Source organism: Pseudomonas sp. KB-10, assembly GCF_018221585.1.
GTDB classification, from domain to species: Bacteria; Pseudomonadota; Gammaproteobacteria; order Pseudomonadales; family Pseudomonadaceae; genus Aquipseudomonas; species Aquipseudomonas yangonensis.
In genome coordinates this window covers 1-15,098 of sequence record NZ_QYYB01000001.1, presented here as the reverse complement: position 1 = coordinate 15,098, position 15,098 = coordinate 1, and the positions used below count along the sequence as shown (strand labels likewise).

The 15,098-nt window shown below is 64.9% G+C and carries 9 protein-coding genes, 1 tRNA gene and 1 pseudogene; 8 read left to right on the top strand and 3 right to left on the bottom strand.

Annotated features, from left to right (window positions below):
* The first annotated feature begins 82 nt into the window (after window positions 1-82).
* On the top strand, window positions 83-2,014 hold the full coding sequence (locus tag DXK50_RS00055) for a methyl-accepting chemotaxis protein (RefSeq protein WP_161864812.1): 1,932 nt from the start codon (window positions 83-85) through the stop codon (window positions 2,012-2,014).
* A 114-nt stretch (window positions 2,015-2,128) separates the two neighbouring features.
* Here the strand turns inward: DXK50_RS00055 and DXK50_RS00050 are convergent, their stop codons facing one another.
* Window positions 2,129-3,256, bottom strand: coding sequence for a GGDEF domain-containing protein (locus DXK50_RS00050; RefSeq protein WP_212628927.1), 1,128 nt, complete (start codon window positions 3,254-3,256; stop codon window positions 2,129-2,131).
* Between the two features lie 277 nt (window positions 3,257-3,533).
* On the opposite strand from DXK50_RS00050, the gene fdnG reads away from it, so the two are divergent.
* The 7 genes from fdnG (at window position 3,534) to DXK50_RS00015 (ending at window position 13,427) form a co-directional block, all read left to right on the top strand.
* On the top strand, window positions 3,534-6,605 hold the full coding sequence (gene fdnG / locus DXK50_RS00045; RefSeq protein ID WP_161864814.1) for a formate dehydrogenase-N subunit alpha: 3,072 nt from the start codon (window positions 3,534-3,536) through the stop codon (window positions 6,603-6,605).
* 10 nt (window positions 6,606-6,615) lie between these two features.
* On the top strand, window positions 6,616-7,542 hold the full coding sequence (gene fdxH, locus DXK50_RS00040; RefSeq protein ID WP_212628926.1) for a formate dehydrogenase subunit beta: 927 nt from the start codon (window positions 6,616-6,618) through the stop codon (window positions 7,540-7,542).
* A gap of 9 nt (window positions 7,543-7,551) precedes the next feature.
* A complete protein-coding gene (locus tag DXK50_RS00035; RefSeq protein WP_024306859.1) occupies window positions 7,552-8,184 on the top strand; it encodes a formate dehydrogenase subunit gamma in 633 nt (210 codons plus the stop codon).
* Between the two features lie 736 nt (window positions 8,185-8,920).
* Complete coding sequence (gene fdhE / locus DXK50_RS00030; RefSeq protein ID WP_212628925.1) at window positions 8,921-9,853, top strand: formate dehydrogenase accessory protein FdhE; 933 nt, start codon at window positions 8,921-8,923, stop codon at window positions 9,851-9,853.
* A gap of 11 nt (window positions 9,854-9,864) precedes the next feature.
* Window positions 9,865-11,277: an L-seryl-tRNA(Sec) selenium transferase gene (gene selA / locus DXK50_RS00025; protein ID WP_212628924.1), complete on the top strand. Its 1,413-nt coding sequence runs from the start codon at window positions 9,865-9,867 to the stop codon at window positions 11,275-11,277.
* Window positions 11,274-13,250, top strand: coding sequence for a selenocysteine-specific translation elongation factor (selB, locus tag DXK50_RS00020; protein ID WP_212628923.1), 1,977 nt, complete (start codon window positions 11,274-11,276; stop codon window positions 13,248-13,250). The genes selA and selB overlap by 4 nt, the downstream gene beginning before the upstream one ends.
* Window positions 13,251-13,331: 81 nt before the next feature.
* Window positions 13,332-13,427 (top strand) — tRNA-Sec (locus DXK50_RS00015).
* 34 nt (window positions 13,428-13,461) lie between these two features.
* On the opposite strand, the gene DXK50_RS00010 is transcribed toward DXK50_RS00015, so the two are convergent.
* Window positions 13,462-14,493, bottom strand: coding sequence for a phage integrase (locus DXK50_RS00010; RefSeq protein WP_212628922.1), 1,032 nt, complete (start codon window positions 14,491-14,493; stop codon window positions 13,462-13,464).
* Window positions 14,493-15,098 (bottom strand): annotated as a pseudogene (locus tag DXK50_RS00005) (hypothetical protein); the annotation flags it as partial. The pseudogene DXK50_RS00005 and the gene DXK50_RS00010, both read right to left, overlap by 1 nt.

Genomic DNA, 15,098 nt, shown 5'->3' with positions numbered 1-15,098 from the left:
GCGGTAACCTAATTGCAATTTGTGTACATTTTTGTATCCAATTGTCCGGCCAAACTCCAAACCACCACCGGGAGAAGCTTCCATGCGCCTCTGGCAACGCAGTATTCAGTGGCAATTGATCCTCAGCATGGGTGCGGCCCTGTTGGCCAGCATTCTCATCGTCGTCGGCATCTACTCCGCGGTGGTCGACCGCCTGACCGAGCGCTACCTGATCGATGAAGCGCTGCCAGCTCGGGTGCTGGCGATCCGTAACGACCTGGAACGCGTGCTTACCGCGCCGATCACCGCCAACGCCTCCATTGCCGAGAACAGTCTGGTGCAGGACTGGCTGGCTGCAGGTGAGGACGCCGCGAGACGTGACGAGTTCGCCCGTTATCTCGAAGGCGTGCGTGCACAGCAGAACGCCATGACCACGTCCATCGTTGCCCTGGCCAGCGGCAACTACACCACTGGCGAAGGCCTGATGCGCACGCTCGACCGCAATCAGGCGGAGAACCAGTGGTTCTATCGCCTGGTCGACGGTGATCGTGATCGCGTGCTGGAAATCGACATCGACAAGACCACGCGCCTGCCCACGCTGTTCATCAATCAGCGCATCAAGCGTGGCGGCAAGACGCTCGGTGTCGCCGGCCTGGGCTACGACCTGGCGGACATGTCGAGAATGATCAGCGACTTTCGCTTTGGTGAGCGCGGGCAGGTATTTCTGATCGACAGCCAGGGCAACGTCAAGGTGCACCCGCGGTCCGAGCTGAGCGGCAATGGCAAGCTTGATGAGCTGTTCGGTGCCGATGCCAGCCGCCAGGTGCTCAGCGGCGACAGCCGTGCGGTGCGCTTCGAACGCGATGGCGAGACCTTTCTTGCCGTGGCGCAGAAATTCGCCAGTATCGACTGGTTGCTGGTCAGCCAGGTGCCGGAGGCCGAAGTCTACGCCGAGGCCCGTCAGGCGCTGCTGATGACCAGCCTGATCGGCGTGGCTGTGGCGCTGCTGTTCCTTGGCCTGGTGGTGCTGCTGGCGCGTGGCCTGGTACGGCCGATCCGTCAGGTGACCCAGGCCCTGGTGGAAATCGGTGGGGGTGGCGGTGATCTGACACGGCGCCTCGATGAATCGCGGGCTGATGAACTGGGCGATCTGGCCCGTGGCTTCAACCGTTTTCTCGCCAGCCAGCGTGACCTGATCGGCGATGTGCTGGCCACCAGCGAGCGGCTGCGTACCGCGGTCAGCCAGGTCGCGCGGGTGGTGGAGAACACCGCCGGACGCGCGGGCCAGCAGCAGGAAATGACCGATATGGTGGCCACCGCCGTGAACGAGATGGGCCTGACCGTGCAGGAAATCGCGCGTAACGCCAGCGATGCTGCACAGTCCTCGCACAGCGCCCGCGAGGAAGCGCAGAGTGCGCGTCAGGTGGTCGGGCAGTCCATCGCCCATATCGAACGGATGTCCGCCGACATCGGCAGTGCCGCCGAGGCGGTGAGCGAGCTGGCCGAGCAGGTCGCCTCCATCGACCAGGTGCTGGCGGTGATCCGTGGCATTTCCGAGCAGACCAACCTGCTGGCGCTCAATGCCGCCATCGAGGCGGCGCGGGCCGGAGAAATGGGGCGCGGTTTTGCGGTCGTGGCTGACGAAGTGCGCACCCTGGCCAGCCGTACCCAGGCCTCGACCGACGAGATCCAGCAGATGATTCAGCGCCTCAAGCAGGGCGCGGAAACCGCAGTCAGCTCGATGCATGCCGGCCAGTCGGCTACCAGCACCGGCGTCGAATCCAGTCAGCGTACAGGCCAGTCGCTCGGGGCGATCACTTCGCAAGTCGAGCGCATCAGCGACATGAACACCCAGGTGGCCGCAGCCACCGAAGAGCAAAGCTCGGTGACCGAGGAGATCAACCGCAACGTGCAGGGCATCGCCGACCTGGCACATGCCACCGCCGGTGAAGTGCACGCCTGTCGTGAGGATTGCCAGACGCTGAGCCGCCTGGCCGAGGACCTGACCGTGCAAATGGGCAAGTTCCGCCTTTAGGCTTGACGGTTTTCAACGGTGTGGTGCGCAGCGATTAGCGCCGACGATCTGCTGGGGCGCGCAGCCTGGTCGGCCCCCAGCCAAAGGCCTGCCTGATGCCGAGGCAGGCGGGCCTCAATGATCGGCCGCCACCAGTCTGTTGCGGCCCTCACGCTTGGCGCGGTAAAGCGCCTCGTCGACGCGCTTGAAGAAGGCGTCGGCGTCGCCATCGTGGCGGCTGCTGAAACAGCCGACGCCGAGGCTGGTGGTCAGCGCCAGGTGCTGACCGGCCAATAGCAGGCCTTCGCTTTCCAGCTCCTGACGAAACTGCTCGGCCAGGTCCAGGGCCTGGGCCAGCGGGGTGCCCGGCAGCAGCACACCGAACTCCTCGCCGCCCAGGCGCAGCAGCGCGTCGCCATCGCGGCGAAACACCTTGCGCATGCGCTCGGCGAAGGCACTCAGGCAGGCGTCGCCTCCGGCGTGGCCGCGTTCGTCGTTGACCTTCTTGAAGAAATCGATGTCCATCAGCACCAGCGACAGTGGCTCGCCCTGGCGCACCGCGTTGGCCACCAGGCTGGGGAACAGATTGTTGAATTGATAGCGGTTGCCCAGCTGAGTCAGGCTGTCGGTGCGACTGAGCAGGTCGAGCTGGCTCTGCTGTTCCAGCAGCTTCAGCTCGAGGTCGAGGGTGGCGCGGTATTCACGATGATTGCGACCGAGCACCAGCACCAGATAACCGAGGTAAAAGGCCAGGGTGGTAAACATCGCGTATTGTTGCTGCCAGTTCAGGGCCATGACAGCCAGGCCTGGCAGGTAGAGCAGCCCCAGCGCCAGCAGCGCGCGACCGCGGCGCATGGCGAAGTTGAAGGTCATCGCCGTGCTGAATGCCACCGTGGCCAGGGTGGCGACCATTTCCGAATCGGTATAGGCGTCGCTGTAAAGGGCCAGGGCGTGGGCCTGGCCCCAGCACAGCGCGGTCAGGAGGATCAGCCCCCAGTGACGATCCAGCCAGCGCTGTAACTGTTCGGGGCTGTCGAGGCCATCGGGACGATGCAGCAGACGCGCAGCGAGAAGTGCGGCAAACAAGGCGCAACCCAGCATGCCGCTGAAGACCTGTTCGGCCGGGGCGGCGCTGAAAATCCAGGTCAGCAGCCAGGCGAGCAGGTAGAAGACGCCCCCCAGGCGCGTGCGAATGCGGGTGTCGTCCACCTCGCGCCATAAGGCGAAGGTGCTGGGCTGGTGCGGTACTTCGGCGTCGGTCATGGTTTTCGGTCCACAGTCGCCGGCAACCAGCGTCCGGGCCGTTGGAGCGACGTCAAAACTTCTCCAAAAGCTTCTGTGATCACAGAAGTCACTTGCCGAGCATAGCGGTTTTTGGGATTGCTCGGATGTCTAAATGCCACTATCTGTTTGCCGCTCGTCGTTCTCGATCTCGCCAACGCCGCGGCGAGCTGGCTGGCGAACGTGACGCGATGGTCTAGGCTTGATAACGATGCGCCCGGCAACGCACCGGGCGTCAGCCTGATTTGGGAGACCTACGATGGACATGAACCGTCGACAGTTCTTCAAGGTCTGCGGTGTAGGCCTTGGAGCATCGAGCCTGGCGGCTCTGGGAGTCGCGCCCCCGGAAGCCTTCGCCGACCAGGTGCGGCACTTCAAACTGACCAGCACCACGGAAACCCGCAACACCTGCCCCTACTGCTCGGTCGGGTGCGGCCTGATCCTCTACAGCCAGGGCGATGCGGCCAAGAACGTGGCGCAGAACATCATCCATATCGAGGGCGACGCCGACCATCCGGTCAACCGCGGCACCCTCTGTCCCAAGGGCGCAGGCCTGCTGGACTTCGTCCACAGCCCCAACCGCCTGAAGTATCCGCAAGTACGCGAAGCCGGCTCCAACGAGTGGAAGCGTATCGACTGGGACGAAGCGCTGGATCGCATCGCCCGGCATGTGAAGGCCGACCGCGACGCCAATTTCATCGAGAAGAACGAGCAGGGCCAGACGGTCAACCGCTGGCTGAGCTCGGGCTTTCTGGCCGCCTCGGCATCGAGCAATGAGGCTGGATACATCACCCACAAGGTGGTGCGTTCCCTTGGCATGCTGGGGTTCGACAACCAGGCACGTGTCTGACATGGCCCGACGGTGGCAAGTCTTGCCCCGACGTTTGGCCGTGGAGCCATGACCAACCACTGGACCGACATCAAGAATGCCGATCTGGTGCTGATCATGGGCGGCAATGCCGCCGAGGCCCACCCCTGTGGCTTCAAGTGGGTGACCGAAGCCAAGGCGCACAACAAGGCCAAGCTGGTGGTGGTCGATCCGCGCTTCACTCGCTCGGCTTCCGTGGCCGACTTCTATGCGCCGATCCGTACCGGTACCGATATCGCCTTCCTCGGTGGGTTGATCAACTACCTGCTGGAGAACGACAAGATCCAGCATGAGTACGTGCGCAACTACACCGACGTCAGCTTCGTGGTGCGCGAGGACTATGCCTTCGAAGACGGCATGTTCAGCGGCTACAACGCCGAGATGCGGCGCTACGACAAGAGCAGTTGGGGCTATGAGATCGGTGAAGACGGTTACGCCGTGGTCGATCCGACGCTCACCCACCCGCGCTGCGTGTTCAACCTGCTGAAGAAGCACTACAGCCGTTACACGCCGGATCTGGTCAGCAGCATCTGCGGCACACCCAAGGCGCAGATGCTGCAGGTGTGGGAAACCGTCGCCGAATGCTCGGCACCGGGCAAGGTCATGACCATCATGTACGCCCTGGGCTGGACCCAGCACTCGGTGGGTTCGCAGATGATCCGTACCGGCGCCATGCTGCAGTTGCTGCTGGGCAACATCGGCATGCCGGGTGGCGGCATGAATGCCCTGCGTGGTCACTCCAACATCCAGGGCCTGACCGACCTCGGCCTGCTCTCCAATCTGCTGCCGGGCTACCTCAGCCTGGCGCTGGACGCCGAGCAGGATTATGCCGCCTACATCGCCAGGCGCTCGCCCAAGCCGCTGCGGCCGGGGCAGTTGTCCTACTGGCAGAACTACGAGAAGTTCCACGTCAGCCTGATGAAGGCCTGGTACGGCAAGAACGCCACGGCGGAGAACAACTGGGGCTTCGACTGGTTGCCCAAGCTGGATGTGCCCGGCTACGACGTGCTCAAGGTCTTCGACATGATGTACGAGGGCAAGGTCAACGGTTACTTCTGCCAGGGCTTCAATCCCATCGCCTCGTTCCCCGACAAGGCCAAGGTCAGCGCCGCGCTGGCCAAGCTCAAGTACCTGGTGATCATGGACCCGCTGGCCACCGAGACCTCGGAGTTCTGGCGCAATGCCGGCGAGTTCAACGACGTCGACACCGCCAGCATCCAGACCGAGGTGTTCCGCCTGCCCACCACCTGCTTCGCCGAGGAGGACGGCTCGCTGGTCAACAGCGGCCGCTGGCTGCAGTGGCACTGGAAGGGCGCCGAACCGCCCGGCCAGGCACGCACCGACATCGCCATCATGGCCGGGCTGTTCCATCGCTTGCGCCAGGCCTACGCCACCGAGGGCGGGGCCTTCCCCGATCCGATCCTCAACCTCGACTGGTCGTACCTGAAACCGGACGAGCCCGGGCCGGACGAGATCGCCCGCGAGTTCAACGGCAAGGCCCTGGAAGATCTCCATGACCCGGCCACCGGGGCGTTGCAGGCCAAGGCCGGCGAGCAGCTCAGTGGTTTCGGCCTGCTGCGCGCGGATGGCTCCACCGCCAGTGGTTGCTGGATCTTCTGCGGTTCGTGGACGGCGCAGGGTAACCAGATGGCGCGGCGCGACAACGCCGACCCCTACGGTATGGGCCAGACGCTTGGCTGGGCCTGGTCCTGGCCGGCCAACCGACGCATTCTCTACAACCGTGCCTCGGCCGACCCCAGCGGCAAGCCGTGGGACGTCGAGAAGAAGCGTCTTGTGTGGTGGAACGGCAAGGCCTGGGGCGGCACCGACGTGCCCGACTTCAAGGCCGACTCGCCGCCGGCCGAGGGCATGAACCCTTTCATCATGAACCCTGAAGGGGTGGCGCGCCTGTTCGCCGTGGACAAGATGGCCGAAGGCCCATTCCCCGAGCACTACGAGCCGTTCGAGACGCCGATCGGGCGCAACCCGATGCACCCGGACAATGCGCTGGCCATCAGCAACCCGGCGGCGCGGGTGTTCAAGGCCGATATGGCGATGCTGGGCAAGGCGGACGCCTTTCCCTATGCCGCCACCACTTACCGCCTGACCGAGCACTTCCACTTCTGGACCAAGCACTGTCGGCTCAACGCCATTACCCAGCCCGAGCAGTTCGTCGAGATCGGCGAGGCGCTGGCCAGGGAGCTGGGCATCGTCGCCGGCGAGCGGGTCAAGGTGTCGTCCAACCGTGGCTATATCAAGGCGGTGGCGGTGGTGACCAAGCGCATCAAGCCGCTGACCGTGGACGGCAAAACCGTGCATCAGATCGGCATCCCGCTGCACTGGGGCTTCGCCGGTGTGGCGCGCAACGGTTACCTGACCAACACCCTGACGCCCTTCGTCGGCGACGGCAACACGCAGACCCCGGAATTCAAGTCGTTCCTGGTCAACGTGGAAAAGGCATAGGAGCAGCGCCATGGCCTCACAAGACATCATCGCCCGCTCCGCCACCACCACGCCGATGCCCTCCGTACGGCAGGTCGGCGAGGTGGCCAAGCTCATCGACGTTTCCAAGTGCATCGGCTGCAAGGCCTGTCAGGTGGCGTGCTCGGAATGGAACGACCTGCGTGACGACGTCGGTCAGAACCACGGCACCTACGACAACCCGACCGACCTCACCGCCAGCTCCTGGACGGTGATGCGCTTCACCGAGCACGAGGACGAAGCTGGCAAGCTGGAATGGCTGATCCGCAAGGATGGCTGCATGCACTGCGCCGAGCCCGGCTGCCTGGCGGCGTGCCCGAGCCCGGGCGCGATCATCCAGTACGCCAACGGCATCGTCGACTTCAATCAGGACAAGTGCATCGGCTGCGGCTATTGCATCACCGGTTGCCCGTTCAACATCCCACGCATCTCGCAGAAGGATCACAAGGCCTACAAGTGCAGCCTGTGTTCCGACCGCGTAGCCGTGGGCATGGAGCCGGCCTGCGTGAAGACCTGCCCGACCGGCGCCATCGTCTTCGGCACCAAGGAGGCGATGAAGGAGCATGCCGATGGGCGCATTGCCGACTTGAAGTCACGCGGTTACGACAACGCCGGTTTGTACGATCCTGATGGCGTCGGCGGCACCCACGTGATGTACGTGCTGCACCATGCCGACCAGCCGTCGCTCTATGCCGGCCTGCCGAACGAGCCGAGCATCAGCCCGCTGGTGTCGTTGTGGAAGGGCGTGACCAAGCCGCTCGGTCTGCTGGCCATGGGCGCCACGGCGCTGATCGGGTTCTTCCACTACATCCGCGTCGGGCGCAACCGCGTGGAGGAGGACGAGCCCGTGACGGGTGACCCTGCCGTGCATCAGGTCGACCCGGCCGTGCACACCTATGATCCGAACCAGCGGCCGTAGGAGACCAGCATGAAACACGATATCCAACGCTACACGGCCGGCGAACGCAGCAACCACTGGGTGGTGGCGATCCTCTTCGTCCTCGCCGGCCTGTCCGGCCTGGCGCTGTTCCACCCGTCGATGTTCTGGCTCAGCAACCTGTTCGGCGGCGGGGTGTGGACGCGCATTCTGCATCCCTTCCTCGGCCTGGCCATGTTCCTGTTCTTCCTCTGGCTGGTGATGCGCTTCGCCGGGCACAACCGCCTCGAGGCGCGCGATCGCCAGTGGCTGGCGCAATGGCGTGACGTGATCAGCAACCGTGAGGAGCGCCTGCCGCCGGTGGGGCGCTACAACGCCGGGCAGAAGCTGCTGTTCTGGGTATTGCTGCTGTGCATGCTGGTGTTGCTGGCCACAGGCATCGTCATGTGGCGCCAGTACTTCAGCCACCTGTTCGGTATCGAGCTGATCCGCCTGGCCTCGCTGCTGCACGCCGCGGCGGCCTGGGGCTTGATCATCTGCATCATCGTGCACGTCTACGCCGGCATCTGGGTCAAGGGCTCCATCGGCGCCATGCTCAATGGCTGGGTCAGCCGCGGCTGGGCGCGCAAGCACCATGCCGCCTGGTACGAGGAAGTCAGCAAAGACAGCCACAAGCGCCACTGAATGATGACTGTATCGCGGCTGAAGCCGCTCCTACGGGATGTCGTTTCATGTAGGAGCGGCTTCTGCCGCGTAGCCAGATGCAATCCGGGGCGCGCTCTGCTTTTGTGGGAGGGGCTTTAGCCGCGACAGCCCACACCCGTAGGAGCGGCTTCAGCCGCGTTAAAAGCTCGCCGCTAAAGCGCCTCCCACGCCACCGGGCTCCGCGTAGCCCGGATGTAATCTCGGGGCGCTCTGTTTTTGTGGGGGGCTTTAGCCGCGACAGCCCACACCCGTAGGAGCGGCTTCAGCCGCGATAAAAGCTCGCCGCTAAAGCGCCTCCCACGCCACCGGGCTCCGCGTAGCCCGGATGTAATCTCGGGGCGCGCTCTGCTTTTGTGGGGGCTTTAGCCGCGACAGCCCACACCCGTAGGGCGGCTTCAGCCGCGATAAAAGCTCGCCGCTAAAGCGCCTCCCACGCCACCGGGCTCCCCGTAGCCTGGATGTAATCTCGGGGCGCGCTCTGCTTTTGTGGGAGGGGCTTTAGCCGCGACAGCCCACACCCGTAGGAGCGGCTTCAGCCGCGATCAACGCGCGCCACTAAATCACCTCCCACGGCAACCGTGCACACCGTCTCGTATCCAGATGCAATCTGCGACCACGCCCAGCCAACCTCAACTCTGCAACCGGCAAACCCCTTCAGCCTGGTCTAGGCTGATCACGAGCCATATTCACGGGAGCAGTCCCTAAGGAGTCCTGCGTGTCAGGCCAGATTCTCGAGCCGGGGCAGATCGAAGCCGCGGCCAACATCCCGCCTTTTCTCCACCTGCCCGAGCCCGACCTGTTCAGCCGCCGCGCCCGGCGCCTGCGTAGCCTGGCGGCCGATCATCCGCTGGCGGCCTACCTGCTGTTAATGGCCGATCTGTGCGAGGCGCAGCAGCGTGTGCTGGATGCGCCACCGCCCTTGCCAGGCCCATCGGCCGAAGCCCTGGCGCGCAGTTTCGAGCACCGCATGCCGCCGCTGGCATTCGACACCCTGGTACGCGGCGATGCCTGGCAGCCCGCCCTCGACGCCTTGCTGGCCGGGATCAAGGCCGACGGTAATCCGTCGGTATGTGCCGCCCTGGCAGGCTTGCGCGAGGCCGATAGCGGCCAGCGCAAGGCCTGGGCCATTGCTTTGCTGGGTGGCCAGTTCGATCTGCTGCCGGCGGCGCTGGTGCCGTTTCTCGGCGCCGCCCTGCAGGTCGCCTTCAGCCACTGGCTGCTGGCACTGCCCAGCGAGCGGCTGGTGGAAACCTCCAGCCAGACCCTGTGCCCGGCCTGCGGCTCGCCACCGGTGGCCGGCATGCTGCGCCATCGCGGCAAGTACGCCGGGCTGCGCTACCTGAGCTGCTCGCTGTGTGCCTGCGAATGGCACCACGTGCGGGTCAAGTGCAGCCATTGCGAATCCTCCAAGCACCTGGCCTATCTGTCGCTCGCGCGTGAGGGCGTGGCGCCCGAGCGCTCGGCGATCCGCGCCGAGACCTGCCCGAGCTGCCAGAGCTACCTGAAGCAGTGCTACCTGGAGTTCGACGATCAGGCCGATGCTGTCGCCGATGATCTGGCCAGTCTCGATCTGGACATGCGCCTGAGTGAGGAGGGGCACCTGCGCCGGGCGCCGAACCTGCTGCTGGCACCCGGCAGTTCCGACTGAGGGCGCTGACGATGAATGCCAATGCTGCCCGTCTTCCTTCCATTGACCGCCTGCTGCGTTGCGAAAGCGTGGCGCCCCTGCAGCAGCGCTACGGTCGCGATGCCTTGCTGGCCATCTTGCGTGATCTGCTTGATGAGTTGCGCGAACCCGCCCGCAGCGGCCAACTTGCCGCCGTGGAGCTCAGCGAGGCGGTGCTCGCCGGTCGTGCCGGCGAACGCCTGGCCGCACGCCACGCCGGTCGTGTACGCCGTGTGTACAACCTGACCGGCACGGTGCTGCACACAAACCTCGGGCGCGCCCTGTTGCCGGAGGAGGCCATCGACGCCATCACCCAGGCTGCACGCTACCCCCTCAACCTGGAATTCGATCTGGCCAGCGGCAAGCGCGGCGACCGCGACGACCTGATCATCGGCCTGATCCGCGAGCTGACCGGCGCAGAGGCGGTCACCGTGGTCAACAACAACGCCGCGGCTGTTCTGCTGGCGCTCAACAGCCTGGGTGCGCGCAAGGAGGGCATCATCTCCCGTGGCGAGCTGATCGAGATCGGCGGCGCCTTCCGCATCCCCGACATCATGGCCCGTGCCGGGGTCAAACTGGTCGAGGTCGGCACCACCAACCGCACCCACGCCAAGGACTACGAGGCCGCCATCGGCCCGCGTTCGGGTCTGCTGATGCGCGTGCACACCAGCAACTACAGCGTGCAGGGCTTCACCGCCAGCGTCGCCACCCGCGACCTGGCCGCCATCGCCCACGCTCACGGCCTGCCGCTGCTGGAGGACCTTGGCAGCGGCAGCCTGGTCGATCTTTCGCGCTGGGGCCTGCCCAAGGAACCCACGGTGCAGGAAGCGCTGCGCGACGGCGCGGATATCGTCACCTTCAGCGGCGACAAGCTACTCGGCGGCCCGCAGGCCGGCATCATCCTCGGCAGCAAGGAACTGATCGGGCGTATCAAGAAGAACCCGCTCAAGCGCGCCCTGCGCGTGGACAAGCTGACCCTCGCCGCGCTGGAAGCGGTGCTCGGCCTGTACCGCGACCCGGATCGCCTCGGCGAGCGCCTCACCAGCCTGCGCCTGCTCAGCCGTCCGCAGGCGGATATCCGCGCCCAGGCCGAGCGTGTCGCTCCGACAATGGCCACAAGCCTTGGCGAACACTGGCAGGTCAGCGTGGAAAATGCCCTGGGCATGATCGGCAGCGGCGCGCAGCCGGTGGCGCGCCTGCCCAGTGCGGCGCTGTGCATCCGCCCGCAGACCTCAAAACGCCTGCGTGGTCGTGCGTTGCGCGAACTGGAAGGGCAGTTGCGCGAGCTGCCTATCCCGGTGATCGGCCGCATCGATGACGACGCCCTGTGGCTCGACCTGCGCCAGCTCGACGATGAACCCGCCTTCGTCTCACAGCTGGCGCAGCTGCGCGAGGCGCAGGCGTGATCGTCGGCACCGCCGGCCATATCGACCATGGCAAGACCGCGCTGCTGCAGGCGCTGACCGGCCAGCAGGGTGACCGCCGCCCGGCCGAGCGCGCCCGTGGCATCACCATCGACCTGGGTTATATATACGCCGACTTGGGCGACGGCCAGCTCACCGGCTTCATCGACGTGCCTGGGCACGAACGCTTCGTCCACAACATGCTCGCTGGCGCCAGTGGCATCGACCTGCTGTTGCTGGTGGTGGCCGCCGACGACGGGGTGATGCCGCAGACCCGCGAACACCTGGCGATAGCCGAGCTGTTGGGCATCCGCCAGGCGCTCGTCGCCCTGACCAAGATCGACCGGGTCGATGCCGCGCGTGTGCAACAGGTGCACGAGCAGGTGGAAAACCTGCTCGCCCCCGGGCCGCTGGCGGGCGCCGAACTGCTGGCGGTGGACAGCCTCAGCGGGCGAGGCGTCGAACTCCTGCGTGAGCGCCTGCTGGCCATCTCTGCGGTGCATCAGGCGCGCACCAGCTATGGCCATTTTCGTCTGCCCATCGACCGCGCCTTCAGCGTCGAGGGCACTGGCGTAGTGGTGACCGGCACCGCCTTTACCGGCCGTGTGGCGCTGGGTGACGAGCTGCTGCTAAGTCCATCCGGGCGCCGCGTGCGCGTGCGCGGCCTGCACGCGCAGAATCGCCAGGCCGACAGCGCCTTTGCCGGCCAGCGAGTGGCGCTGAACCTGGCTGGCGAGCGGCTGGCGGTCGAGCAACTGCACCGAGGCGACTGGCTGCTGGCGCCGGCCTTGCTGGCGCCGACCACCCGGCTGGATGTCCAACTGCAGCTGCTTGCCTCGGAGTCGCGAGCTTTGGCGCACTGGACGCCGGTGCACGTGCACCTGGGCGCGCAGGATGTCACCGGACGCATCGCCCTGCTCGACACCGGCAGCCTGGCGCCCGGGCAGCATTGTCTGGCGCAGTTGCTGCTCAACGCCCCGGCGCATGCCGTGCACGGCGATACCCTGGTGCTGCGCGACCAGTCGGCGCAACGCACGCTGGGTGGCGGCCGTGTGCTCGATCCCTTCGCCCCGGCCCGCGGCCGCCGTGCGCCGCAACGTTTGCGGCAATTGCAGGCCCTGCAGGGCGCCAGCCTGGAACAGGCCCTGCCGGTGCTGTTGCAGTCGGCCGATAACGGCCTCGATCCCGCCCTGCTGGAGCGGCAGTTCAATCGTCCGCGTGAGAGCTGGGCGCTGCCGGACGGGGCGTGCGAACTGGCAACCCGTCAGGGCACGCGCCTGTTCGATGCGGGGCATCTGCAGACGCTACGCGATGCCTTGGTCGAAGGCTTGCGCCGTTTCCATGATGAATCGCCGGACGAACTCGGTCCCGACCGTGACCGCCTGCGCCGCTATGCCCTGAGCGAACTGGAGCGCCCGGTCTTCGTTGCCCTGCTCGACGAGGCACTGGCCGATGGACGCATCGCCAGCAGCGGCCCCTGGCTGCACCTGCCGGACCACCGCGTGCAGCTCAGCCCGGACGACGAAGCCCTGCGCGAACGAATCTGGCCGCTGCTGCTCGATGGCGGCTTCGACCCACCCTGGGTTCGTGACCTGGCTGGCGCCGTGCAACGGGACGAGGCATCCGTGCGCCTGCTGTTGCGAAAACTGGCGCGCCTGGGCCTGTTGCATCAGGTGGTCCGCGACCTGTTCTATCCCGAGCAAACCCTGCACAGTCTCGCCGCCCGTGCGCTGGAACTGGTGGAGCAGCATGGCAGTCTGCGTGTGGTCGATTGGCGAGACCGTATCGGCATCGGCCGCAAGCGTGCCATCCAGCTCCTGGAGTACTTCGACCGCATCGGCTTCACCCGTCGCCTGGCCAACGAGCGGCGTATCCGTAGCGACTCGGCGCTGGCGATTCAGCTTGTGGGAAACCAGCAGGAGGGTACTGCAAGCAACCCGGTCGGCGAACGGTCGGTGCATCCGCCGCACTCTTAGCGATTGACGACTAGCGGTAGCCATGGGCTAACCTGCACAACCAACGCAACGGCTGCCGAGCGACCGGCAGCCACCGAACAGGGAAGGCAATCACGCCCGGTGGCGTGGCCGGGCTTCAAACCCGGTGGGGGACGGCATCCGTTCCTGGGTGAGTTCGACTCTCACTGCCTTCCGCCAATCACTCCTCTAGAAGCCCCGAACGACGCGGGTTCTAGCGTTCCTCTTTTTCACTTTCGGCGTCAGTGTCGAATAAGTGTCGAAAACCCCGAATCGGTCCGAGGACCATGGCTTCCTTGAGGTAGTCCGGCGCCAAGTGGGCATAGCGCATGGTCATTACCAGGGAGGCATGGCCGAGCACCTTTTGCAGGGTGAGGATATTCCCGCCGTTCATCATGAAGTGAGACGCGAAGGTGTGTCGCAGTACGTGGGATTTCTGGCCAGCCGGTAACTTGAGGCCGGACATTTTTACAGCGAAGTCGAAGCTATCGCGGCAGTTGCTGAACAGGCCGTGCTGGCGAAAGTGGGCATGGATTCGGTCAAGTAACGCCTGATCAATCGGCACCGATCGACGACGCTTGCCCTTGGTGTTCACGAACAACACTTGGCCGTCCCGGACTCGCTCAGGTGTCAGGGCTTGGGCTTCTCCCCAGCGGCAACCAGTGGCAAGGCAGATGGTGGAAACCATGTAGGTGTGCGGCGTCTTGCAGTGGGTACGGATGGCGTTAAACAGCTGATCTATCTGCGGGTTGCTCAGGTAAGACAGTTCGCGTTCCTGCAGCTTGAGCGGTTTGACCGAGGCCAGCGGGTTTTCGTAGTCGATTTCCTGCAGGCGGTATAGGGCGTTAAAGACCGAGCAGAGGTGCCCGAACTGGGTGTTAACCGTCTTGCCACTGATGCCAGCAGCGAGCCGAGCAGCACGGTAGGCGGTGTAGGTTGCCCCGGTCATTTGAGCGGCTATCGGATTGCCCATTGCCTCCGCCATGCGGCGTAGGACCAGATCGGTCCGTTCTACATCCACCAGGGTGTGGCCGTGGAGTAAACGCCAGCGTTCGATCAGCTCCAGCAGGCGGCGTTTATCCTTGGGCTTGGGTGACCAGTGCGGCGTCTCTATGACCTTTGCCCTGCAGGTGGCTTCGAAGCGCTGAGCCTCACCCTTGGTCTTGAAGGTCTTGCGAAAGCGCCGGCCCTTGATGGGTTCAACGTCTACTTTCCAGCGACCATCAGGCAGCTGCTCGATAGCCATCAGACAGCACGCCCCCAACGCACATGCCGTTCTTCAAGTATTCCCTTGATGTGCTTATACAACCCGTCTTCATCCATGCCTTTGGCAGCATAGTGGTCGCGGATCACCGGCCAGCATTCCCAATCCTTGAGCCGGTGAAATGCTCGCCTAGCGCCCACTCGCTCCCGTGCCAGCAGGCTGACGAAGTTTCCCAGGAATAACTCGACGTTCTTGCCTGAGAAGCCCCGCGAGGTCTTGTATTGGCGCTTGTACTCGGTTTCATCCACCAGGGAATCCACCGGCAGATCGACGCGCACATCGTCACGGATCAGCGTCCAGATGGGTTCGAAGTAGCCAGGGCGAGCCAGCAGCTTGAATTGGCGCAGGCCATAACGCCACAGGCCGTCTAGGTGCGGAGCGAAGGCTGCGTAGCTGTTGGTTTCGATGGTTTCGCCGCTGTGCAGATCGAACGAGCCGGAGGCGAATTGCTGGATCACTGAGTGGTGATAACGCAGCTCGACACGCCAGACGTCTTGCTCTGGGTCGTAGTTGTCCGGGTCGCCTTCATCGAAGCTATCGCGACGTTTCCAGACACCTTCGCAGTAATCGAGCTTGTCGATAGCTCG

Bases quoted from the DNA above. Each gene is read 5' to 3' on its own strand.
- DXK50_RS00055 (WP_161864812.1), top strand. From the start codon at position 83: ATGCGCCTCTGGCAACGCAGTATTCAGTGGCAATTGATCCTCAGCATG.
- DXK50_RS00050 (WP_212628927.1), bottom strand. From the start codon at position 3,256: ATGACCGACGCCGAAGTACCGCACCAGCCCAGCACCTTCGCCTTATGG.
- fdxH (WP_212628926.1), top strand. From the start codon at position 6,616: ATGGCCTCACAAGACATCATCGCCCGCTCCGCCACCACCACGCCGATG.
- DXK50_RS00035 (WP_024306859.1), top strand. From the start codon at position 7,552: ATGAAACACGATATCCAACGCTACACGGCCGGCGAACGCAGCAACCAC.
- selA (WP_212628924.1), top strand. From the start codon at position 9,865: ATGAATGCCAATGCTGCCCGTCTTCCTTCCATTGACCGCCTGCTGCGT.
- DXK50_RS00010 (WP_212628922.1), bottom strand. From the start codon at position 14,493: ATGGCTATCGAGCAGCTGCCTGATGGTCGCTGGAAAGTAGACGTTGAA.